Raw genomic sequence first — 25313 nt, 5'->3', positions numbered from 1 at the left:
ATCCATCGAATTATTATGAGAATACAGATTATTCTAATTATATTATTTTCATTGGTATTACAATTGCAAGCCAATAATTTAAAGGCGCAAAAACTCAATCTCAAGACTAAAAATAGCGCGCTAACTGATGTGTTATTAGAAATTAAAAGGCAATCGGGATATGATCTATTGTACAATCCAAAACTAGTGAATCAACATGGTCTTCCTGTAACTATAGAAGCAAAAAAAATGCCACTTGATGATGCGCTTACGCAAATCTTTAATCAGCAACCAGGGTTAACTTTTACAGTAGATCAGAATACATTAATTATAAAACCCAAACGAACCAATACGATTATCGTAGAGAAAAATGAAAAGCAACAAGTAATATCTGGTAGAATAGCAGATGAAGCTGGAACCCCAGTTTCAGCTGTTTCGATCAAAGTGAAAAATGAATCCAGGGGTACGACTTCTGATATTGATGGCAAATTCACCATTGAAGCCCCATTAGGTAGCACACTACTTCTAAGTTCTATTGGATTTCATGCTATGGAAATAGTTGCAAACAATCCCCAACTTAACATAACCTTAAAGAAGTTAAATGAAGAACTCGATGAAATTATTGTAGTAGGATATGGAACACAGAAGAAGTCTAGCGTCACTGGAGCCTTATCCGTGTTGAATATGAGTGATAAGCAAAATCAGCCTCATACAAATGTTAGTCAGGCATTGCATGGAGTCTCTGGTCTTTGGGTCAATCAAGCTGGAGGAAAACCAGGACAAGATGTAGGAACAATAAAAGTAAGAGGCGTCGGGACATTGAATAACAGCAATCCTTTAGTGCTAGTTGACGGTATAGAATATAATATGAATGACGTTAACTCCGAGTTTATCGAAACAGTTACAGTTCTTAAAGATGCTTCAGCTGCAATTTATGGTTCTAGAGCAGCAAACGGAGTCATTCTAGTAACTACAAAACAGGGATTAAAAGGAAAAACAAAGATTAATTATAATTTTTCGCAAGGATTTCAAAAAGCTACCGCATTGCCTGATGTTGAGTGGGATGCCATTAAATATATGGAGCTAAAAAACACGGCATTAAAAAATGAAGGAAAAACAGCTATAGATTATAGTGATGCCTTGATAGAAGATTACAAGCGAGGCATGCAATACGATCCTTTAGCTTATCCCAGCGTCAATTGGTTCAATGAAGTTCTAACAACCGGACTATTACAACAGCATAACCTAAGTTTCACAGGGGGGAGTAATGCTGTCGTATATAATTTAGCCGCAGGCTATAGTAATCATGATGGGATATTGATAGATGCTAACAATGCGAAGCGATATTCGATCAATATGAATGTAACAGCAGATCTGTCTAGCAAGTTCAAAATTGGAGGTAGTTTCATTGGAAATTATCGTCGGTATACGGAGCCTGCACAAGGATCAGATGCGACTAATTATTATTTCAACAGATTGATGAGAGCACTGCCTATATACGGCACTTATTTACCTGACGGAAGGTATGCCAATCTAGCAGTCCCCACACCGAGTAGGTCAGGGACAGAAAACCTAATACAATATCTAAAAGAGGGCAACGATGTACATACTCCTCAACGCTTGTTAGCAAAGGTCTTTGCCGAATACGAACTTCCATTTAAGATTAAATACAGTCTCAACTTCGCTTTAGATAAGTTAGATGGATATTCTCATAAATTCGAACCCATTCTAGTAGCATATAATCCACAGACATGGACACCTGGTTATGCGCAGCCAAATGCTAGTGCAGAAAGCTATAATGAAAACCTAATACATCCGACTATATATCAGTCACTCAATTGGGCTAAAACAATTGATAACAAGCATAATATATCGACCATGTTAGGACAAAGCTATGAAAGATATAATAAGCGAACAATGACTGCAAGGACCGAGGGGTACTTCGACAATACTTTAGAAGATTTAAATGCAGGATCACTTAATCCCACCGTTTCAGGAGGAAGTTCAGAAGATGTGCTGGCTTCTTACTTTGGTAGATTAGGGTATGACTACCAAGAACGATATTTTTTAGAAGCAACGTTTCGCTATGATGGTTCATCGAGATTTGCTCCCGAAAAAAGATGGGGATTCTTTCCAGCTATGTCGGTAGGCTGGCGTCTGGATAGAGAATTTTTTTTCAAAAGTCTTGCAGACAAAGTTAACCTCTTAAAATTCAGAGGTTCTATTGGAGAGATGGGTAATCAACAGACTGTCAGTTTGTACGGATATATGAATACAGTTGTTTTAAATCAAGACTACAATTTCAATAATACGATTTCTTCGGGGACAGCAGTTACTTCACAGGGGAATCCCAATATTACATGGGAACGAACGACTAGCTATAACGTAGGAGCTGATTTCGAAATATACAATGGTAAATTGGGGGGGAGTTTAGATGTTTATAAAAGAAGGACAACAGATATTTTAAGGACGGTCGGTCTTGCCGCCCAAGTTGGTGCTCTAGCGGGACCAATAATGAATGTGGGTGTTGTAGACAATACAGGCTATGAACTTACATTGTACCATCGTAATAAGATCGGAGCTATCGATTATTCACTGAACGGTAATATTGGTTATGTCAAAAATAAAGTTGTAGACTTGAATAGGGAGACCATAATCAACGGCAGAAGGATAATCAAAGAAGGGTTTCCCATTGATGCGTACTATTTGCTGGAGGCAGACGGAATTTATCAGAATACAGAGGAAATCCAAAATAGCGTAACGATAAGTGGAGCCGTCAAGTCGGGATATATCAGGTATGTAGACCATAATAATGATCAGGTAATTGACGGCGAGGATCGGGTAATTATAGGCAGTTCCATACCCCGATACACCTATTCATTTGGCTTTGATATCAACTATAAAAATATCGGATTGAATACATTCTTTCAAGGAGTATATGGGATTAATATTTATCCTACAGCAAATCTTGCTTTCCCTTTTAACAATGGAGCTTCTGTGACTAAAGAATGGGAAACAGAATCTTGGACACCAGAAAACAAAGACGCCAGGCTTCCAATATTAACTACAGCGACTGGTGCTACGGAAAACTTCCAGAACTCGACATTTTGGCTACAAGACGCATCATATTTACGGCTAAAAAATATACAGCTAAACTATCGTCTTTCTAATGATTGGTTATCGCGTTTATCCATATCCAATCTTACGTTATTTGCCAATGCAAATAATCTTTTTACATTCTCAAAGTTTAAAATGTTTGATCCTGAAAAGAATATAAGCAATGATAACCTATATGAATACCCATCGTTGAAAACGTACAGTTTCGGTTTGAACTTAACTTTTTAAGCAATTAAAAGTCAAAAAGATGAAAAATATTAATATATATATCTATTTATTCACGCTCTTAGTGGTATTGTGGAGCTGTACCACCAAAGATCTCGATACGATTCCTAAGGATAGGTACACAGACCAAAATTTTTGGACAACCCAAAAAAATGCTTTGGCAGCATTGAGCGGATGCTATAAGGTATTACAGAATCAAGGGCTATTTGATGGGGGGCAAGCAACAGCTTTATTAGAAGAAACCGCTACTCCCAATGCATATAATTATACGAATCGGATGGGGTATGGTGTAATAGCACAAGGCACTCATACCAACTCAAATGCTGCAATTTTTAATTCAAGGTGGGTAGATAGTTATCGTGGAATAGGACGATGCAATACACTATTGGATAATATTGACGGCATTCCGATGGATGATGGTCTCAAAACAAGAATGAAATCGGAAGCCAAATTTCTTAGGGCATTTTATTACTCCATGTTGACGACTTACTTTGGCTCAGTACCTCTTATCTTAGAAACGCCGAATACGGAGAAGCATGGTAAATTACCGAAGACAGCCAGAAGTGAGGTAATAATGCAAATCATAAAAGATTTGGATGAATCGGCTGCCGTCCTTCCTGCTAAATACGCTGCAAACGATATCGGCCGTGCGACCAAAGGAGCGGCACTGGCACTAAAAGCACGTGTGTTACTTTTCGAAGCTAGTCCTCTCAATAATTCTGGAGACGCAGAAAATCCTACAGGTGATGCTATAAAATGGAAAACAGCTGCTGATGCTGCTAAGGCAGTAATCGACGGGGCATCCGAAGCAGGATACGATTTATTTCCGAACTATCGCAAACTGTTCATGCCAGAAAACGAGAATAGTGTTGAATGCATTTTTGACGTACAGTTTAAAGCTCCAGAGCAGGGAAGTTCATTCGATGTTGAAAATCGCCAGTGGAATGACAATGCGCCACTACAGGATCTGGTCAACGCTTATGAAATGAAGCCAGGCTTCACATTCGATCCAACAAAACCTTATGCTAACCGTGATCCGAGGATGTATCAGACGTTGGTGTTCCCAGGAGACACCTATATGGGATCCATTACCACACATACATCTCCTTTTAAGAATACTGGATACGGAGTGAAAAAATACAGCATTTACGATACCGAAGCAAACAGTAATATAATCAATGAAAATAGATCCGAGATTAATTATATGGTTATTCGCTATGCAGATATATTGTTGATGTATGCTGAAGCCATGAATGAAGCATTGGCAAGCCCAGACGCTGACATTAATACGCTGACTATATATGCCGCGATCAACAAAGTAAGACAAAGAGCAGGACTCCTTCCGATAAGTACTGGCCAAACAAAAAGTCAAATGAGAGAAATTATTCGGAAAGAAAGAAGAGTAGAGTTCGCGTGCGAAGGCACTTACTATAATGATATTCGACGTTGGAAAACAGCAGAGACTGTAATGAATGGGACGATATATAATAGTCAAGGGCAGCCCATTATAAATAGAACTTTTAATGCAAACAAAGACTATTGGTGGCTAGTCCCTTTGACACAAACAGACCTTAATCCTAATTTAAAATAAAAATACGATGAAATTGAGATTGTTAAAGATTAATTGTTTGGTGCTTTTATTGTTGATTTTGAATGTCAGTTGCGTAAAGGACACCCCGTTTTATCCAGGAGATCGTAAACCATCGGTTGAAAAACCTGAAGAGGGAAGTTATACAGCATTAACCCAAAAATTAATAAACACCAAAAAGATTATCTCTACTGTTGTAGGCGATACGACTTTCCAAGTATCTAATGGTGTAGATGCAACAGAAATCCGTTATACAAACATAGAAGGAAAAGCTATGCAGCTATTCATTTTAGCGATGGATCTAAAGCAGAAAAATGTAACCCTTAAAGTTGCGACACCATTTGACAAGACAGAGTTCACTAAACAAACAGTCTTGAATATGGCTAAAGTGGTTGATAAGCCGGGGAATATTGTATTGGGTGGTATCAATGGTGACTTTTATAATATTTCCACATTAGTACCTCGGGGCATCGTGCACAAAGATGGAAAAATTATAAAAGATAATTTCAGTGATAACTCAGATGCTCCACAGCAAGCACTTAGTTTTTTTGGGATTTTGAACAATGGTAAGCCATTTATAGGTGATAAAAGCGAATATAACAGTAAGGCTGCCGAGCTCAAAGAAGCTCTAGGGGGAGGAATCATATTTTTGAAAAACAAGAATATCATTACACAGAGTTTTATAGGTGTTGACCCGCGTACAGCTTTAGGTTATACCGAAGATGATAAAATATATTTTCTTGTAGCCGACGGGAGAAACCCCTCCTATTCAAATGGACTTACCTATGCTGAACTTTCTATTATAATGAAAGCATTTGACGTAAAAGATGCTGTGAATTTAGATGGGGGAGGTTCATCGACATTCATGGTCAAAGATCCAATTTCTAAAAAACTAGAAGTCAAGAACAAACCTTCTGATGGATCCGAGAGAGAAGTTGCCAATTCGTGGTTAGTCATTTCAAATAACGATTAATAGAAAAACCATGAAATGTCCATGATTGGAAGGCACAAAGAGGAATGACAGCGAAGCATTCGTGAGTTCCATCAAGAAAACAATTAAAAGCACGAATAATTATTTGTATATGAAATGCTCATGTTTAGCGAAGCACAAACACCCATGAGTAATCCATATGACAGATAAAAAATAGATTATACACATATGAAAAGGATTATAATATTTTTCTTGGCCACAATTATTTTATTAAGTTGCAAAGAAAACAAAGAACCAAATTTATGGGCACCTCCTGAACCAGTGATTGTCAATATTCAACCTGACCGAGGGACAGAAGAGACAATTGTTACCATTTCCGGTCGGAAATTCAGCGGAACAATATCGAATAATCTCGTTAAAATAAATGGTGTGCCAGCGACGGTAATAGAAGCTGCGGACAACCTTCTAAAAGTAATCGTTCCACCTAACAGTGGCTCAGGCCCTGTCACAGTGACCGTGAACAATTATGAAGGTATCGGTCCCAAATTTATTTATATGGAGAAAGTCTATGAATATATCGTCAGTACATTTGCGGGGAGCACAATAGGATTAACCAATGGTACGGGGACTAATGCCAAATTTCAGCATCCCACTTCGATTGCTATAGACGCATTTGACAATCTTATTGTATGCGACAGAACTAATCATACCATCCGTAAGATTACGCCTGAAGGTGTCGCCACGACAGTAGCAGGTAATGGTACGGCAGGTAGTGCAGAGGGGACACCTGGGCAATTTAATTTTCCATGGGACGTAACCATTGACGCTAATGGCAATATGCTGATCGCTGATAAAGACAGTCGGAAAATCAGAAAAGTAACTCCTGCAGGAGTGGTCAGTACTGTGGCAGGAGATGGAACAACAGGAAATAAAGAAGGAACTCCTGGAAGTTTTAATAATCCTATGTACATCACTACAGATGTTACAGGAACTATTTATGTCGCAGATAGGAACAACAATAAAATAAGAAAAATAACTCCAAATGGTATAGTAAGTACGTTCGTCGGAGATGGAAGCACTACAATATTAAATCAACCTCAAGGTATCGTCTTAGATAAAAACGGTGATTTGATTGTAGTTGACCAGAAAAATTATAGAATAAAAAAGATAAGCCAAGCAGGTATAATTACCAACATCGTTGGTACTGGGACAAAAGGATATTCAGACGGCGAATTGGGTAATCCCCTAACAGCAGAGATAGGGGATGTATTCGGAATAGCTATCGATAAAAAAGGTAATATTTTATTTGCAGACGCCTCCAATGGAAGAATTAGAATGATTGTACCAAAAGAAGCAGGCGATTACACTAAAGCGGATGTAATTACAATTGCGGGAACAGGGACAGTAGGTAAAGCTGATGGATCAGGTACAACTGCAACATTTTATAATCCTTATAATGTTGCTGTGGATTCTAAAGGTAATATATATGTAGCTGATGCAAGCAATCATTTGATTCGAAAAATAATTTATAAATAATATATGTTTCGGTGCTGATAAGTCTGTTTTATAAAAACTTATCTTATCAGCACTTCTATAAGGTAAACAAAAAGGAAGTCCAATTAAACACTTAAATCTATTTTAATGAGACAATTACGTAATATCTTTATACTTTCATTTTCTATCATAAGCAGTATCACCTTCGCTCAGGTTCAAATAATTCCCTACCCAAATGAAGTCATAGCGAAAATAGGGGATATCGATGTTAGCCAGGGCCTATATCCTAAAGGCAAATCAGATCATCTATCCTATATAAAAAAAATGCTAGAGACTGAATTTGCAATCCCAACAGACAAAGGTTTACCCATACAATTGCGAATCGCAGCCAATACAGATGGAAGCCCCGAAGCATATACATTGGATATCAAAAAGAATCAAATTGACATTCAAGCATCTTCCGAAACAGGTGTTTTCTATGCTATACAAAGTTTAAAGCAGCTTTTGTTGCATTCGAAGCAACTACCTCTGCTGACTATCAAGGACGCTCCAGCTTTCAAATGGAGATCTTTTATGCTAGACGATGCAAGGTACTTTCAGGGCAAGGAGACAGTCAAGAAGCTATTGGATGACATGGCCTTATTGAAAATGAACAGGTTTCATTGGCATCTAACGAATGATGCAGGATGGCGGATAGAAATAAAGTCTTTTCCGCTTTTGACAGAAATCGGGTCGACGAGAGACAGTTCACAGATCAATGATAGTGGAAAAAAATGGAAGAGCACACGGACTGACCATAAGGTTCACCGAGGTTTTTATACGCAAGAAGACATCAAAGAGATTATTGCTTACGCATCCGAACGTCACATTATGATCATTCCAGAGGTCAGTATGCCTGGGCACATGTCTGCAGCTATAGCTAGTTATCCATTTTTGGGTACAAAAAAGAAAAAAATAAGCATCCCTTCATATTTCGGGGTAGTGACCGAAGTACTCGATGTTAGCAGTCCACAGGCTAAGGAATTTGTACATACAGTGCTCAAAGAAGTCGCCGAACTTTTTCCCTCAAACTTTATACATATCGGAGGAGATGAAGTTAAGTACGATCAGTGGAAAGCTTCTTCCGCTATACAGGAATACATGAAATCCAACAACATTGATACTTATTATGATCTACAAGTATATTTTACCAATGAAGTATCTAGGTTTGTCGACAACTCTCTGCACAAAAGAGTCATCGGATGGAATGAGATATTAGGTAGAAATGTTCACGAGTGGGCACAAGAAAGCAATGCCAACACAACTCTTTCCAAGAATGCTATCATACAGTTTTGGAAAGGAAATGCAGAAGACCTGTTATTCGGAATTGAAAAAGGTCACGAGATCATCAATTCAGACCATCGATACACATATCTTGATTATACTTATAAGCAGATCGATCTAGAAAAGGCATATAACTTTACTCCAGTTCCATCAGGAATAAATGATGAGCAGAAAAAGCAGATCATTGGTCTGGGGGCTCAGATGTGGGGCGAATGGACACCTACGGCTACCGAAATTGAGTATCAGACCTATCCACGTATAGCTGCATACGCAGAAACAGGGTGGACATCGATATCACATAAGAATTATGAAAGATTCCGAAACAACATCAACAACCTGACCAAGTATTGGATATCTAAAGGATATAAATTTCCGAGTGGTGAAGAATATTGATTAGTTGACGCTTTATTTTTACTGACTACAATCTAATCCTAGAGTTTGTAGTCAGTAAAAAATACCACAGCCTTGGATTATCGACTGAACTGCCGAAAGATTTGCTATGGAAAGATATCCTGCAGAAGAGAATAAATAGGTATTTCGAGTCCACAAGATTAATTCTGTGCGACCTATAGAGAATTCAAATGCTTATACTTTCACGCTTACTGTCGGTCGGTGTTTGATAGGGAAATTTACCGAATTTGCTATAAAGCAGTATTCATGTGCTTTTTTATGCAATTCAGCAGCAAGCGCAGTCATGTCCTGACTTTTTACTTTTACATGAGGATTTAGCGTTACTTCTATGAATCGCCCTTTTCCGTTTTCTTCTTCCACCATGATTCCCTCTGCGATATCGCTATACTCCACGACAACGATACCATTTACAGCGCAAAAGTGTAAATACCACAACATATGGCAAGAGGAAAGTGAGGATACCAGAAAATCCTCCGGATTGTGCTTCGTTGCATCACCTCTAAAAGCAGGGGCAGCAGAACCTTCTATTACAGGTTTGTTCTCGAATATGATACGATGATCTCGCTCGTAGCTCCTATAATTTTCAGTCCCCGAACCGATGTTTCCTGTCCATTCAATTTTTGATTGATATGTATGTTCTTTCACAGCAATGTCTTTTGAGGATGTACCTATTTATAGCAAAAATACAGAATCTAGACATGAGATATCTCCTCCAGTATTTATAAAATATTATCCGTTTTATTTACTCGTGTTATTATAAAAAATATTTAAAGAAGTCTATGTAGGGAATAGATCCTAAGACCTTACCATCTTTATCGGCTAATCTGATACAGTACCCAATTCTCGCCATCTTCGACGAACTCTTCCACAAACTCCATATTCAGTTTGTCAAAGACTCGTATGGAAGCTGTATTCTCTACGCGCGCTCTTCCTACGATCTGTTTCACAGCCAGCCGAGCAAAGCCATCCTCCATTGCGGCAATAGCACTTTCGGTAGCGTAGCCTTTACCCCAGTGCTTTTTGTAGAAACGATAGCCGATGTCATATTCATTGGTATCAGGATGATATTTCAGGCCACACCAACCCAAGATTTCACCGGTTTCTTTTAAGGTTACGATCATGCGTCCCACACCATACGCCACATATTGATTATAGCCCTCCAAAAATACTTCCGTTGCTGCTACGTTTTCAAACTGTACATCACCTGTATATTGTAATACTTCTGGATCGTCATTCAATTCATACATGGCCTTACCATCTTCCTTTCGAAAGGGGCGAAGTGATAGTCTTTCTGTCTGTAGTTCTAATCGTGACAGCGTTAGCGCCTTGATGCATTCCTCCCGAATCTTCCACAGTTCATCAAGGGAGTAAGGGACTCCATTTTCTCTGATCCAGCGATCGAGATAATCCTTATGATAAGAAACTTTGTAATCCGTGATCTGCTCTGGTTGTATTTCAATCTCTTCTAAGATATCCAGCTCAAATTTGGTTTCGTTAATACCAATACCCGTATAGTCCAAGAGATAGTTGTGTGTTCTGAGGTAATTATGTGCCTCAGGTATGTAGTCAAGCCTGTACTTTTTTAAGACCTCTTTTACCGCAGGACTGTTCCCAGCATTCATCGTGAATATACCTAGCATTAGTCGTAGCCCGGTATTACCGTTTTCATCTGCAAGGCGCTTTAATAAGGCATGTTTGGTACTGCAGGTGCCACATTGTTCATCAAAAAGGCAAAGCATGTTGTCCTTATCGATATTACGTCTGTAATCTAAATTGGAAACCCATTCAGCCGCTTTTGTGAACGTATCAAGGCCAAGAGAAACAAAGGAGGCAGAGATATTGCCCGTAGATTGTTCTATATTAAAGTTTAAGCTCTTCATCATTTAGTTATCCGGTTAATTGATTCCTCTGTTCACATCAGCATATCCGCTCAGGTATTAATCGTTTAAGGCAAAAATACATATTTTGCCATTGATCACCAATGGCTTAATGTTATAGGACGTAAGTACAGATCACCTTGATTACTAGATAACGATATGGGCTTTCTGCTAGGGCGTCGGGGCCTGTCCTAGCAATAGGGTGCTGATGATCTCATCATCATCCGATAGATCTACTGGTTGGTATCTATCTGCAGCGGTCTCGGATAGAAGAGCTGTTGAAGCCATCGGATTGTACTGCTGTTTGTTTTCAGACCGTACATTTAGATGGCACTTAATATAGTTAACATAGTTTCTTATTTTTTGTTAGTTTTTTATGTAAGTTTACCAACTAATCAGCTAATCTAAATTTTTCCAATACTTTGGTTTCAATGGATGCTAATAGGGTATGTGCAAAGATGATAGAGATCGGACAAGAGTCTGTCTTTGAAGCGATGTATCTACGCTTTTATAGCCCATTGTGTCTCTTTGCGAGTAAGTATGTTCTTGATGATGGTGACGCCGAAGATCTAGTTGGCAGTGTCTTTACCAAGTTATGGAAGGACAAGGCTCCTTTCGAAAACTTTGATCATTTGCGTAATTTTCTATATCGATCGACCTATAATGCATGTTTGAATCACTTGCGGAGAAGCCAACGTAATCTTCTGCTTAAAAAGCGATTTGCCGAAGACTTATCCGAAGTGGGAGAGGACTACTGGTCGGGGGTAATCCGGGCGGAACTGATAACCAAAATATTCGAAGCCATTGACCAATTGCCACAGCATTATGCGCAGGTGTTGCGTTTGGCATTTGCTGAAGAGTTGAAGAATGAGGAGATCGCAGATCGATTGGACCTAAGTATACAGACAGTAAAAAATTATAAATCGCGTGGACTCGAAATAATAAGGAAACGTATCTCTCCGATGGCGTTCTTATTGCTGATAACAATGATGTCCTAACTAGAATTTTCACTTTTTTCACTTTTTCAAAGTACGTTATGCCCTGAGCGGTGTATATATTAACTGTAATAGGAATAATTTCTCATGGAGCCACAAAAACTAGATAGAATAATAGATCTCTTATTTAAACATAAAATGGGAGGACTTTCCGATGCTGAACAAAAAGAGTTGCATCATTGGATGGATGAAAATCCGGCAAGTAAACACCTCGTAGAGGAGTTGGGAGATGAAGCGCTATTTGCTAAAGTATTGATGCAGTACAATCGGTTTGACGAACATAGTGCATTAGCGAAGTTTAAGAATGAGGTAATACATAAGAAAAAGGCAAGGTTCCTATCGTTATGGAAATATGCCGCTGCGGCGGTGATCATATTGTTAGGTATAGCTATAGGAGTACGACGTCTAGACTTTCCAGCGTGGAATTCAAATGGAGGTGAGCAACATGCTATTGTACCTGGCAGTAGTAAAGCAGCTTTGGTATTGGAGAATGGAGAACGGATAGAGCTTCTTCAAAGCCAAGAGGGGATAGTTTTTAGTGACTCCATCTATTACAGAGACGGTATGGCAGTTACGAAACCCCATCCTGCACAGTGGGTGACTGTAGTCACACCCAAAGGAGGGGAGTACAAGCTGACCTTGGCAGACGGTACCAAAGTGTGGCTCAATTCAGATACCGAATTCAAGTATCAGATAGGACAGATGGGGGCAGAAAGAAAAGTGTTTTTGAATGGTGAAGCTTATTTTGAAGTTACGCGTCAACATCGTACATCAGGAGCTGCGGAAGCTGATACTTATATCCCATTCCTAGTCGTGAGTGATCAACAGGAAATCAAAGTTTTGGGCACTACCTTCAACGTGATGGCTTATCATACCGAACATAGATTGGAGACCACCTTGTTAGAAGGAAAAGTAAGCATTTACAAAAGAGGTGATAAAAATGATCTTGGCAGACTCTTGCTGCCAGGTCAGCAGGCTCGTTGGAGTAATGGTCTCTTATCTGTTAAAAAGGTTGATGTAGAGCCTTATGTATCGTGGAAAGAGGGAAGATTTGTCTTTGAAAGCCAGAAGCTCGCCGAGATCATGCGCACACTGGAAAGGTGGTATGATATTGAGGTCGAATTTGAAAAACCTAAAGAAGAGATTCTTTTTACAGGATCTATGGACCGTAAATCATCCTTTAAAGACATATTAGACAAAATAGGAGGTACTAAACAAGTGAGCTTCCGTATAGAAGGGAGGAGGGTAATCGTCATGTAGAAACCTATCTTATAGCCTAAAGATAAGGTCACCTATATCAGTAAGTAAAGCGGAAGTGCTTGAGACCCCTTCCGCTTGTGTTTCGAGGTGATTCTTATCAAATGAAGATCTAACAAGAGTTTTTAACCAAAACACAACCAAAGTTAATGAATTTAGATAACTATTTGGTAGTGCGCAGACTTATGGAGTACTACCATTTTATGAACAAGGTAATGCGCATTACATTTTTTCTGTTGACGGCATTTTTAATGCAGGTTTCTGCCAAGTCAAATGCACAGATCAATATTAACGAGAAGAATGCTTCTCTCCGTCATGTCATCAAACAGATCGCCAAGCAGACAGGCTACGATTTCGTATTTGCAGATAAGGACCTGGTACGTACCATACCAGTATCGATCCAGCTCAAAAACGTCACGTTGGATCAAGCGCTGAGACGTACGTTCGAAGGACAGCCATTAACATATCATATCGACGATAAAACCGTTGTTTTAAGTAAGGTTCCTGTCGTCCGCATGGGCAATCCAGTAGGAAATGAGGTAGCAGAATATGCACAAGAATATATGCAAGTGAGTGGCACGATTCAAGGAACAGAAGGTGCGAAACTTCAAGGCGCATCCATTAAAGTTTTAGATTCTAAAGGTAACGAGTCTGGCGTATACGGATCGACTGATGCAAACGGAGCCTTTTTATTAAATAAAGTACCCATTAATGGTCTTTTGGAATTTACTTTTGTAGGCTATCAAAAACGTATACTCGCGGCTCGCACCCAAATGGGAATAGTATCCCTTCAGGCGACTACGGCAGAGATCGAAGAAATACAAGTGGTCAATACAGGTTATCAAAGTCTACCGAAGGAAAGATCTACAGGGGCTTTTGATGTGCTGGACAAAAAAGTGTTGGAGACCCCGCGTATTTCTTTGGCCAATAAGCTAGTTGGCACAGCTCCTGGTCTACAGCCTTCGTTCGACTCCAATGGTAAGGCTTCATTCGTGCTTCGGGGGAGAGGGACGTTTGGTGGATCAGCCCCGTTGCTCGTGGTGGATGGTTTTGCGATCAATGGTGGTTTTGAATCTATAAATCCCAACGATGTAGAATCGATTTCTATCCTTAAAGATGCTGCCGCAGCCTCCATATGGGGAGCTCGGGCCAACAATGGAGTAATCGTGGTGACTACCAAGAGTGCGAAGAAATCTGGTAAGTTACGTGTGGAATTCTCCAATCAATTGCAGATAGGGAGCATGTACGACATCGATTATCTACGTAACTTGGCGCCTTCCGAGGAGACCATTGCTTATGAACGTGCTACATTTGGCAAGTACCAATATAAAACCATGCTGGGCGTAATGCCACCAGTGAATGTCAAGGAGGGAATAACACAGCTTTACTCACAGGCACAAACTCTATATAATCAATATTTCTACAAGGAAATTGATGAAAAAACATACTAGGATGGCTTAGATAGGCTTTCAAAACTTGACAATACACAGCAGATTAAAGACCTTTTGATCAGGAGACCACTAACTCAACAATATAATGTTTCCTTGGCTAGCCCTTCCGAAAAAATGTCGAACTATGTTTCTTTACTTTATAACCAAGAGCGTAGCGGCTTTGTCGGCAAAAAGAACAGAAATATGCAGATGGATTACAGGGGGCAGGCCACGTTAGCGTCTTGGTTAGATTTTTCATTGTCCAGTATGCTACGCTACCAAGAAGGGGACGATTCTGGCGTATCGGCCGGAGATATCACCGCCTTACAACGTTACGACATGTTGGTCGATGAGAATGGTCAGCCTATGAATATGAACTACCTACAATATTATCAACCGCTGCTCAACAGTTCCGTACCCGTATCTTCCTTCCCTTACAGTGATTGGAGCTATAATATCCTCAATGAAATAAAGAACCGTGAACTGACTAATAGTGGTCTCAATTTGCGCGTGCAAGGGGGATTAGATTTTAAACTGGGTTATGGTATCAGTTTACAGACCAAGTTTATGTTTGAAAAATTGCAGTACGATAATCGTAGCCTCTATTACGAAGATTCGTTTACGGTCCGTAACCTTGTCAATACCACATCCGAATGGAATAAGACGACAGGTGTCGTACGTCCCAATATTCCGAAGGGCCAAGTGCTAGATCAAAAATCGACAGCTACCAATGCCTATAATTGGCGTAACCAGTTGAATTTTAACAGAACCTTCGCCGGAGTACATGAGGTTAATGCATTGGTCGGAGCAGAGATTATCCAAAGAAATGGTAAAGGGACCACAATGGCTAGGACTTACGGTTATAATGATGATCAGCTTACGGTAGGTATATTGCCCAATGGTACCGGCAATGGTCTCCAGTTGACCAACTGGTTGGGTAATCGGTTGACTATTCCCTACACCAATTCTTACACCTATACGATGGACCGTTATTTTTCCAGTTATGGAAATGTAGCTTATACCTACGACCGTCGCTATACTGTCAGCGGTTCGTTCCGTGTGGATGCGTCCAATTTTATCAGTGATGATCCCAAGTATCGCTATTCACCGTTCTGGTCCGTAGGAGGAAGTTGGAATGTTAAAAATGAAGCCTTCCTGAGGGACAATACATTGGTAGATGCATTGAAAATACGTAGTACTTACGGATACAATGGTTCGTCCAATACCGGGACGTCGTTCAAGCCTTTGATACAGGTAAATGGCGTCAGTGCCGAATCAGGCCATATGGAGGCTCAGATACACAGTTATGGCAATCCTACTTTGCGTTGGGAGCGTACCGGTACACTCAATCTAGGCGTTGACTACGAATTTATGAATGGACGGCTGTTCGGTAAATTGGACTACTACCGCAAGCACGGAAAAGACATCCTTGCCTATGTCGCTATCCCGTTGATCAATGGTTCGTATACAGCAAATTTTAACAGCGCAGAGATCCTCAATAACGGGATCGAATTGGAGATTGGCTCTCGGTGGAAGAATGAACAAGGCTTTTCGTGGGAAGGGGTGCTGAATATGGCCTACAACCACAATGAAGTAAAACGTTTGTTTTTATCCAGTCATCCTTACTGGCACCTGTCAGGTTCGGGTGGGACGACATATGTAGAAGGCAAGCCTATGTCTGCTGTGTACTCCTTTCGCTATGCCGGGCCACATGATTTTGGCACGGAGAGCTCACCACAGATTCGTCCTGCAGTACACCTGAAAGACGGCGATGTAATGGATGTCATCAACGGTCAGACCCAACTCGACGGACTCGAATTTATGGCTTACCAGGGTGCAGCAGTAGCACCATACACATTTGGCATGCGACATGCTTTCGGTTATAAGGATCTGGATCTATCCTTCTCGCTGATTGCCAAATTGGGACATATTTATAGAAAAACACCTTTTAATCACCCAGGGCGCAATGGCAAGGCAAACTCCATGCTTCAGGAAGCGATGACAGCTCAGCCGGAGGCGATGCTACCAGCACTGCCATACAATGAAAATGATGACCTGTACTCGGTGTCGTATGCGTCCTATATGGATTATCTGACCACGAGTGCCAATCACCTTCGGATCAATGATATCACCTTAAGCTACAATATGAAGCCGTTACTTTCGAATATGCTTAAGTTAGATCGGGCTCAATTGTATTTGCAAACGAACAATCTAACTATAAAAGGCAAAGGAGAAGATCCCGAATTCTTATATGGTAGGATGCGTCTGTTGCCAAGTTTTATGTTTGGGATTAAAGTTGGATTTTAAAAAATAAGATAATGTATATAAGAAATATAATTTTAGCTTCTTTGTTGGCGATAGGAGTTTCTTCGTGTGATAAATACCTGGCTGAACCACCCTCCAAGAATAAAGGCGTGGAGATTAAGACGATAGAGCATTTAGAAGCCTTGTTGAACAAAGCTTCTTTTTCAGACCATCGAACACAGATGGCACCTGCCATCATGTACAGTTCAGATAGCTTTGAAATGACTCCGGAGCAGTATGCTAAGGGGTTTCGTTTTACGGGTACTGATATGGATATCATACAGATGAGTATATGGGAAATGCCTTATACGGAAAATACCAATCATCTGATAAGCTATTGGGGATCCTGTTATGAGGGCGTATATATGGCCAATCTGGTGCTGACCAATCTGGATAAAGTAAGCGGAACAGATGCTGAAAAAGCTAAAGTAAAGGCTCGAGCACATCTGTTACGAGGCTATAGTTACTTTGAACTGGCACAGTATTACTGTCAACCGTACGGTGCAGCCACCCGCGATGATCATGGACTGCCGATCAAAAGGACTACAGGGTATGAAGAGGATGCCACACGCGTGTCATTACAGGAGACCTATGATTTTATAGAAGCCGATATCAAAGAAGCCCTACTATTGGACGAGCCCTTATTTCAGGATGGCAAGCGCATGAGTTGGAAAGAAACGACGGCAACAGCCAATGCCTTAGCGGCTCGCTTTTACTTGGCTACTGAAAACTATAGTATGGCCAAGCAAACAGCAGAGAAGGCACTTTCCTTTGATAGCCAAGTTAGAGACTATGGATCAGGAGAGATTACCCAAAAGGTTGATTTGTTCTCAGGTCAGTTAGTGGCTTCCAATACAATAGTGGACAATTTTCACACCACCTTTTTGGCGGATTGGGATCGGGCCTATTATAATAGAACGCCCATTTATCTGTTTGAATCCTGTATGCCTATAGTAAGCAGCAAACTGATGGGTTTGTATGGTGAAGGTCAGTATGACCTACGGAAAAAATTCTTTGTGCTAGAAGATATGAAAAACGTGAGCAGCATGAAGATCTTCGTAGGAAATAACTTCGATCAGTCGGTAAAAGTTCCTGGATACTATCAACATGGTAATTTCTATACGAATATCGCTCCAAATGTAGTGGAGATGATGCTTACAAAAATAGAGGCTACGGCCCGCTTGGGAGACTTTCAGCAAGCAATGACCGAACTGAATAAGTTTAGAGCGTTCCGTTTTGATAAGCAAACACCACAAGATATAATAAACTTACAGGCTACGGACAAGAATGACGCTGTACTCAAGATACTTAATGAACGACATCGAGAGTTTCCCTATACTGTTCGTTGGTTTGATCTGAGACGGATCAATTTTAATGCAGACAGCTTTGATGATGTGACCGTGACCAAGACGTTTTTTTCTGTTCAGGCCAGTGCAGTAGACTATAATGGTACTCCGATCCAATATAAATTAGGACCTGGAGACCGCAAATATGCGGTTGCTATTCCTTTACAGGAAATTGTGGCTTCCAATGGTGCTATTGAACAAAATCGGTACTAAATGGGAGCGAAACTAATATTGCTGGCGCTTGGTCTATGTATGTCTGCCCAAGTGACCCTGTCTCAGGAAGTAGTGATCCTTAAAGGAGAAGTATCCGGTGACACTGAAGGGTACAATAGGGTATATGTGATGGATGGTGCGGAAGGGCGAGACTCTGCTGTGATAACGAATGGACAGTTTGAACTCCGACTTCCTTATAAAGCAGGAATGGAGCCCTATCTCTTTATGGAAGCCTACATGCGACCAGGAAGAATGCAGGAGCCCTTTCCTTTTGTGATCGATCGGCCTGGGATACTGTACCTCAAAAATATTGACCCGAGCAGGCAATTGCATGAAGCACGAGCGAGCGGTATGCAGAGCATGGTAGACTATCAGATCTTTCTGGATCGTTATTTTGCACTGAAAGATAGCCTGAAAAGCTTTTCTTCCGATAGAGTTACGAGGAATGCACAGTTGGGTAAACTGCTTATTCCCGACCTTAATGCATACATGAAGACCTATCGTTCTTCATATGCAGCAGTCTTTGTGCTGGACAAAGTAAGGACATTCTTAGATGTTGAGGAGCTGCAGCGGATGTACAGCATGTTGCCTTCTGAACAGCAAAATACAGAAAAAGGAAAAGAAATTGCGAGCTATATCGACAATGCACTCTTTGCTCGAGTAGGAAGTGATATCAGTGCATTGACCTATACGGACCAGGAGGGAGAGTTGAAGTCTCTTGCAGATCTAAAAGGCAAGTATGTGCTTCTGGATTTCTGGGCGAGTTGGTGCGGCCCCTGTATCAAAGGATTTCCGCATCTTCGAAGTCTCTATCAAAAGTATAAAGGAGAGCGATTCGAAATATTGGGAATATCGATCGATAAGAAAGAGGAAGATTGGGTAAAAGCTTATAAAAAGCATGAGCTTCCATGGATCAATGGTATCGATAGATCCGAGCATATGCAGGAGCGACTGTTGGTGACAGCAGTGCCTACGTTATTTTTGCTCGATCCTGAAGGAAAGATAGTTTTTAAGGAAATAGGTCTCAGTGACAAGGTGGATCAGATTCTAGCGGATATCTTGGAGAGATAAGAAGCCAAAATTGACCTTTCACTATAGCCGTTCCGAAATTACTTCGGGACGGCTTTTTTTCTGTATACAGAACTAATCGATCAGGTTTGCGCACCGATACTATGTGTTCGACTTCGATCATCTGTCAAAAACACCAATTATAGAATGATCTCAAAGAAAGGGCACTCTACTGGTGTGAAATGTAGATACCAAGAAAACTGTTTTCAAACTTTCGTCGTGCCAGTAGATAATCAAGAAAGGGGATTTTTACTATCTGTTTCGAGTAGACAAACTGCTACATAGTACGAGAAGCTTTTACGGTTTCCCGTAATAGAGCGAGCTGTTATATGTTTACTTTTGATTATTCAAATTATTTATAAAAATAAAACACTATGAACATTAAACATTTACTATTACTATTTACAATTCCATTAGTTTTATTCTCTTGTTCAAAAGACAAAGATGAAAGTTCTCCTTCTATTGTTGGCAAGTGGGAGTTTGTTACCAATACTTTCCAGTACTATGATGCAAAAGGTGTCGAGTTGAAGGATGAAAAAAGAGTGACAGAATATAAGGACTATATTAACAAACCATATTACGACATCAGGAGTAATGGCACAATGACGATTGTTGACTTCGAAGCAGATGGGGAACCTTCTGATCCAATTGAGTTTACTTATACGATAAAAAGTGATAAGATTATCATGACTGGTGAGACTGAAGAGGATGGAAAAATCGTGATCGAGGCGCCATTTACTATTAAGAATAATGTTCTTACCATGGTTTTCCTGGAAGAAGAGTTTGTAGACGGTGGTAAAGAGTTGATGACTTCAGTTTCCAAACGTGTTAAGTAAAGTATAGCTATCAGTCTATATACATACAAGAGTACCGTTCTTAGAACGGTGCTCTTTATACAACAGTCACTTCTCGTCTGTTTTGGGAAGCTTTCTGTGAGGCAGGAACTTAGGTTTCTTGTGTTTGCCACATAGCGTTGTGACGGCTCCAGATACGAGGGAAGGACTCTGGTATCAATTACTTATCCACTTAATAAATTCATCGGTGTCCACGATATTCCAAGAGTGCGGATTCCTTTCTTTAGTTTGTATTCTCATGCCTTCTATCTTGCTGAGCACAAGTTCAATGTTGACATCAGGATGGGTTCTTTTTAAGAAGTTTACATAGACGGATTGATCTAATAAGTTCAAGTCCAGCAGGTCTCTCTTACGGCTTTCGATCTGCCATTCAATGGCAGGTTCATTGTAGATTCTAACTTTGACGTCTTTTATAGCAGGAGGGACGATAGACCCAATGTTGTTGATATTAACTAACGATAGTGAGGCGAGTTTTTCGTTGTCTAGTTGGCCAATTTCCTTTTCGAGCACTTCTTTTAAAAAAGTCTGACCATATTTGGCTTCGGATGCCAGTAGCCTATTTAGATCCAGCGGTGGATCTATAGCGAAGACGTGGCTAATGTTCAACTCCTTCATTGGGCTATCTTTGGCTGTACAGGCTTTGAGAACTCTCATTCCACCTATAGAAAAACCTCCTAAAATTACAGGTATATCCTGTGGTAAATTTGACGTTTGAATGTACTGTTTAATTAATCCGCTTAATTGAAGGACAGACTTCGAGGAGAGATCAAAGCGATCTCCTTTTTGAGAAAGCACAGGGATAATCACAGCATAGTTTAAGTTATTAAGGAGTTGGGGTAGGGTTGATTCAAAGAAAATAGAAAAGGGAGGGTCATACAATCCAGGCATCAAGACTGCTACAGCCTTTGCCTCATTTGGCCGAGGAGCATCAACTGTATAGTTGAAGTTTTCTAGGAGAGTCGAGTCGCTTTTTGCTAGATTCTGAGGAAGTTGCGCTAGACAGAGATTTGCAGTAAAAACTAAAAAAGCTACTGAAATTAAGTATTTAATAATCATAGTTGAATTATTATAAATAGTAAACATTGACTTTTCTCTTGCCGTATTCTCCATTTTGCTTCTTGATAGGTGCAACTTTACTTTTAAGTATACCTTTTTCACTAAATACGTTATTCTAAGGTATTCAATGTTTGATTGTAAAACAAGCGATAATTACTACATTTTGGTATTGTCTAACTATCTTCTCCTTGGTATACCAATAATTGCGTTGTCTGGATCTCTTTTCAGAAGAGAATAGCTAACTTAGTGAATCAGAAGGAGGTTAGGCAGCTGTGGCACTTAGAGGTATAGAAAAACTCGAACTGATTGTTTATAGAATTTTATGTTTAGAAAGATTATCGGAAATTTACTTATCGCGAATCTGGTAGCAGTAATAGCTCCAATTTCGCTTTCTTATTCCGTGCACCATTGACGGAAATGCGAGGACGGATAGAACTTTTTACGATTCTATTAGGTTTAGGGACATTGTTAGCCTCGATACTCTATTTTTGTATAGATCGATATGTAGAACGAAATCCTATCGAGAAAGAAACTGATAATTAGGTGTCCGGATTGCCTAAAGCTAGATGGATAGCCTTATTGTCCAAAAGAATGGTGCTTTTTCATATCTGCTGTTTTCTGTTTATTTTTAGGGAGAGGAGTGTGAGAGCATCCCAGTCGTATAGGAGGCTAATGATTCGAAAGCCTAATGTGGATACGAGCTTAAAGCTCGTACCAGCGGGGGCGAAACAAGCTATCTTAGCGAATCCGAATGTACACTTGAATGATTTAATCTTTTAAACTATGAACTATTACGCGATCTGGTTTACTTCCAATCCAAAGATAAGAGGCACGAATGATTACATAAAGAAGTACCATCTTAAAATTGCAGATGGTAACTTGTTTTGGCAGGAGCCTAGATTTATCGGTAATGTCCATCTTGAAAAAATAGATTTTGAACCGATCCTGTTGGGTATAGAACTGTATGCAAAATCAAAGATCAATGATTTGCTTATACCTGGTGGACCGATAGCCCACCAGTTGGTCATAAGCGGAAAATTGAAAGCTATATTGGAGCAATACCGAATTTCGGGAATGCAGTTTTTCAATGTCCCGGTTATTAAAAGTGACCAACTTTATGATGATTTTTGGCTGCTTAACATGTATGAAACCGATATGGACTTTATTGATGTAAAAGCTTCGAAAGTGGTTTTAACAAAACGGAATCCCGATGGCTTGTCGTATCTGGAAGAGGTACATTTTGAATCACTGGCAGAATTCATGGATGAGCTGACCGGGAAGGATCTCGAAGGAAAACTTCGGTTTGAAAATCTTAAAATAAAGGAGTCTGTGCAGGAAGACTTTTTTCTGGTCCGGTATGTTGAAGGTGGGAATAAATATATCGTATCTGAAAAGCTTAAGGCGACAATTGAAGATTCGGGATGTACTGGACTGGAATTTCAGCCGATTGAATTAAGCTTCAATGAATGGGTTGTCCAAGACGGAGAGCGGGAAAAGATTTATGGTAGGTCCTGGTAACGGAAGGACCTTTTCATCGCGTTCTTAATTTATAGTAAGCCGATTTGGCGCAAAGGGCTTGGCTCATTTTATGATTAAAAATCGTATTTCAGCAATTTTAACCCTGGCTTAAGGAGCATGATTAGACATCATGCTAGTTAAGCTATCAGCGGATTTAGCCCTACGGTAGTATCGGAAAAATATAGATGCTCAAAACGCTTATAAAGTGGAAATTTCCATTGCTTTGCTTTTGGCAAAGCCGCGTGATTAAGTGGATAGAAGGGTATTGTCTATAGTTCTCGGCAAATGTCGAGAATCGGTAAGTGACTACATTTCGAAATTAAATGGAACGATACAATTTCAGGAACCTTATACGCGGGACTTGCTTTGGTTTGATTCGATTGAGCAAGGCATTCCCTTCTGTCAGGCAGTGAAAGAATGGTATGATGCGTATTATAAAGGATAGAAAGACTGAATTAAAAAAGTCCTTTCTAATATGATTCCAAAAGATGGGGTTCAAGTTGATTGTAATAACTAGCTCAAGTTAATTTGTAAATATTACATATCTATCTGCATACCTGTTATTACAATCCAGCAATCACCGACTTGTCATTCAATATCGTCAAAAGCATCAATATTTCTATATTTTATGGTTCCAACTTCTTTATTCCATATATTTACAATATGAATCAATTAGCCCACTTACCGGAAGACAAGCAAAGAGATATCGCAGAAATCGTTGAAGTAATCAAGGATATCGCTGAGCCTGAGAAGATAATTCTTTATGGTAGTTTTGCTCGTGGGAATTGGGTGGATGATGAGTATATTGAAAATGGTGTGACTTATACCTATCGAAGTGATTTTGATTTTATGGTCGTGACCAATGGCTCGCGTCTAAAAGAATTTGAAATAAAAAGTAAGATCAATAATAGAACGAAGAAGTACAGACATCCAGTGAGCGTTAATGTTTATGAGATGGATCATGTCAATTTTGGTTTGGAAAGGGGACAGTATTTCTTCGCAGAAATTGTTAAAGAAGGAATCGAATTGTTCGATACAGGAAATTTTCAATTTGCTGATGCAAGACCTTTGTCAGTTGAAGAACAGCTAGAAGAAGCGGAGTATTATTATAAAAAGTGGATAGAAAGTGGTTCTGTGATGTTGGAACATACGAAGCTTATTTTTCAAAATTCCATTCAAAAAGAGTATGAATTGAATGACACTATGTTCTTGCTTCATCAAACTGCTGAAAAACTCTATGCAGGTCTTGGCTTGGTCTTTACAGGGTATAAACCAAAAACACATAGTATCCAAGAATATCAGAATCATATAAAGAGTATTTCTGATAAAATAAACAAGCTGTTCTGTTTTCCTCCGGATAATCAGGAAGAAGATAGGTTGTTTACTATTCTGCAAAAAAGCTATATCGATGCTAGGTATAAAGACGACTATTTCGTTGAACGAGTAGATGTAGAAAAGCTGATTGAAAAAATAGAAGACCTAGAACGGATTGTCGTCGAGCTTTCTCAACAACGGATTAGCTCTTTGAAAGCCTAATCAAATATAAAAAGTTCCTCTATACCTACCTCTAGTGCGGTTGCAATCAAATGTATAGTATATACAGATGCAGTAGTACCTCCATTTTCAATTCGACTTATAGCTTGATAATCTTTGTAGCCCACGAGAATAGCTAACTCAGGTTGAGTCATTGGCTTCTTTTGTCTTATTTCCTGAATCCTTGCTCCAAGCAGTCTCCTAAAACGTAACTCTTTTTCATCCATTTTATCTAAAAAACGGCATTAAATGAAAAAATAGACAAAACAAATTTGTTGTGTTGGGTTCTTTTGTTTAAATTTGAACTATCATTCATCGGGGACGGCGTGAGAAACCTAAAACCAGTATGAATGAGAAGTATAGACTTAAATAAAATTCGTAGATATTCAGATAGTGGGTATTTCGGAGTGTTGATGCCAGTGATTTCGGTCAAACCGTGCCACTCAAAAGATCATACAATTATATAAAAAAGCTGTGATTATTCCTTTTTCAATATTCCTTTTCTTAAGGATTCACCTTTCAGGTCTATCCTATGCGAGGAGTTTACGATCCTGTCCAGTATTGCGTCAGCGATAGTCCCTTCACCGCCGATGATTTCATACCAGGCTGATACCGGTATCTGGGAAGATATTATGGTGGATCTTTTGCCATGCCTATCGTCTATGATATCCATCAATGTTTCCCGATCCTGGTTATCGAAGGCCTGCAGTCCGAAGTCATCGAGTATCAAAAGTTCCGACTTGGTCAGTTTTTCCAGCTCCTTGAGATATGTACCGTCAACCTTGCTCAGTTTC

At 39.8% G+C, this 25313-nt stretch carries 19 protein-coding genes; 14 read left to right on the top strand and 5 right to left on the bottom strand.

Going from position 1 to position 25313, the window contains the following annotated elements; genetic code table 11:
* The first annotated feature begins 15 nt into the window (after positions 1 to 15).
* From M472_RS33110 to M472_RS33095, 5 genes are all read left to right on the top strand, one after another.
* On the top strand, positions 16 to 3324 hold the full coding sequence (locus M472_RS33110) for a TonB-dependent receptor (protein ID WP_021070196.1): 3309 nt from the start codon (positions 16 to 18) through the stop codon (positions 3322 to 3324).
* A 19-nt stretch (positions 3325 to 3343) separates the two neighbouring features.
* Entirely contained in the window at positions 3344 to 4912 is a 1569-nt protein-coding gene (locus M472_RS33105; RefSeq protein WP_021070195.1) for a RagB/SusD family nutrient uptake outer membrane protein, read from the top strand.
* A 7-nt stretch (positions 4913 to 4919) separates the two neighbouring features.
* Complete coding sequence (locus tag M472_RS33100) at positions 4920 to 5882, top strand: phosphodiester glycosidase family protein (protein WP_021070194.1); 963 nt, start codon at positions 4920 to 4922, stop codon at positions 5880 to 5882.
* A gap of 186 nt (positions 5883 to 6068) precedes the next feature.
* Positions 6069 to 7376, top strand: a complete 1308-nt coding sequence (locus M472_RS0122680) for an IPT/TIG domain-containing protein (RefSeq protein WP_021070193.1) — start codon at positions 6069 to 6071, stop codon at positions 7374 to 7376.
* A gap of 105 nt (positions 7377 to 7481) precedes the next feature.
* Complete coding sequence (locus tag M472_RS33095) at positions 7482 to 9050, top strand: beta-N-acetylhexosaminidase (protein ID WP_021070192.1); 1569 nt, start codon at positions 7482 to 7484, stop codon at positions 9048 to 9050.
* A gap of 192 nt (positions 9051 to 9242) precedes the next feature.
* On the opposite strand, the gene M472_RS33090 is transcribed toward M472_RS33095, so the two are convergent.
* On the bottom strand, positions 9243 to 9713 hold the full coding sequence (locus M472_RS33090) for an OsmC family protein (protein ID WP_021070191.1): 471 nt from the start codon (positions 9711 to 9713) through the stop codon (positions 9243 to 9245).
* A gap of 167 nt (positions 9714 to 9880) precedes the next feature.
* Positions 9881 to 10951 carry a GNAT family N-acetyltransferase gene (locus tag M472_RS45620; protein WP_021070190.1) on the bottom strand — a complete coding sequence of 357 codons (1071 nt, stop codon included), beginning with the start codon at positions 10949 to 10951 and terminating at the stop codon, positions 9881 to 9883.
* Between the two features lie 425 nt (positions 10952 to 11376).
* On the opposite strand from M472_RS45620, the gene M472_RS33085 reads away from it, so the two are divergent.
* The 7 genes from M472_RS33085 (at position 11377) to M472_RS33055 (ending at position 20394) form a co-directional block, all read left to right on the top strand.
* Positions 11377 to 11943, top strand: coding sequence for an RNA polymerase sigma-70 factor (locus M472_RS33085; protein WP_021070189.1), 567 nt, complete (start codon positions 11377 to 11379; stop codon positions 11941 to 11943).
* A gap of 135 nt (positions 11944 to 12078) precedes the next feature.
* Entirely contained in the window at positions 12079 to 13200 is a 1122-nt protein-coding gene (locus tag M472_RS33080; protein WP_158499899.1) for a FecR family protein, read from the top strand.
* Between the two features lie 146 nt (positions 13201 to 13346).
* Positions 13347 to 14648: a SusC/RagA family TonB-linked outer membrane protein gene (locus M472_RS33075; RefSeq protein WP_021070187.1), complete on the top strand. Its 1302-nt coding sequence runs from the start codon at positions 13347 to 13349 to the stop codon at positions 14646 to 14648.
* 114 nt (positions 14649 to 14762) lie between these two features.
* Positions 14763 to 16934 (top strand): SusC/RagA family TonB-linked outer membrane protein, encoded by a 2172-nt coding sequence (locus tag M472_RS33070; protein ID WP_144062699.1) that lies wholly within the window; start codon positions 14763 to 14765, stop codon positions 16932 to 16934.
* Positions 16935 to 16945: 11 nt separating this feature from the next.
* Positions 16946 to 18490: a RagB/SusD family nutrient uptake outer membrane protein gene (locus M472_RS33065; protein ID WP_021070185.1), complete on the top strand. Its 1545-nt coding sequence runs from the start codon at positions 16946 to 16948 to the stop codon at positions 18488 to 18490.
* Entirely contained in the window at positions 18491 to 19561 is a 1071-nt protein-coding gene (locus M472_RS33060; protein ID WP_021070184.1) for a TlpA family protein disulfide reductase, read from the top strand.
* 371 nt (positions 19562 to 19932) lie between these two features.
* A complete protein-coding gene (locus tag M472_RS33055; RefSeq protein ID WP_021070183.1) occupies positions 19933 to 20394 on the top strand; it encodes a lipocalin family protein in 462 nt (153 codons plus the stop codon).
* Between the two features lie 174 nt (positions 20395 to 20568).
* Here M472_RS33055 and M472_RS33050 read toward each other — a convergent pair whose 3' ends face one another.
* The gene (locus tag M472_RS33050) at positions 20569 to 21468 is read right to left on the bottom strand and encodes a hypothetical protein (RefSeq protein ID WP_021070182.1); all 900 of its coding nucleotides are present in this window, start codon (positions 21466 to 21468) and stop codon (positions 20569 to 20571) included.
* 783 nt (positions 21469 to 22251) lie between these two features.
* Here M472_RS33050 and M472_RS33045 point away from each other — a divergent pair.
* Positions 22252 to 22986, top strand: a complete 735-nt coding sequence (locus M472_RS33045; protein WP_021070181.1) for an imm11 family protein — start codon at positions 22252 to 22254, stop codon at positions 22984 to 22986.
* A gap of 663 nt (positions 22987 to 23649) precedes the next feature.
* Positions 23650 to 24522, top strand: a complete 873-nt coding sequence (locus tag M472_RS33040; RefSeq protein ID WP_021070180.1) for a HEPN domain-containing protein — start codon at positions 23650 to 23652, stop codon at positions 24520 to 24522.
* On the opposite strand, the gene M472_RS33035 is transcribed toward M472_RS33040, so the two are convergent.
* Positions 24519 to 24746, bottom strand: coding sequence for a helix-turn-helix transcriptional regulator (locus M472_RS33035; RefSeq protein WP_021070179.1), 228 nt, complete (start codon positions 24744 to 24746; stop codon positions 24519 to 24521). The two genes, M472_RS33040 and M472_RS33035, sit on opposite strands and share 4 nt — an antisense overlap.
* Positions 24747 to 24997: 251 nt before the next feature.
* On the bottom strand, positions 24998 to 25313 hold a 316-nt coding region (locus tag M472_RS33030; RefSeq protein ID WP_021068468.1), incomplete at its 5' end, for an ATP-binding protein.

Origin of the sequence: Sphingobacterium paucimobilis HER1398 (assembly GCF_000416985.1) — a bacterium.
Lineage (GTDB): Bacteria > Bacteroidota > Bacteroidia > Sphingobacteriales > Sphingobacteriaceae > Sphingobacterium > Sphingobacterium paucimobilis.
The sequence above is the reverse complement of the archived record's forward strand: the minus strand, read 5'-3'. Positions and strand labels throughout refer to the sequence as shown.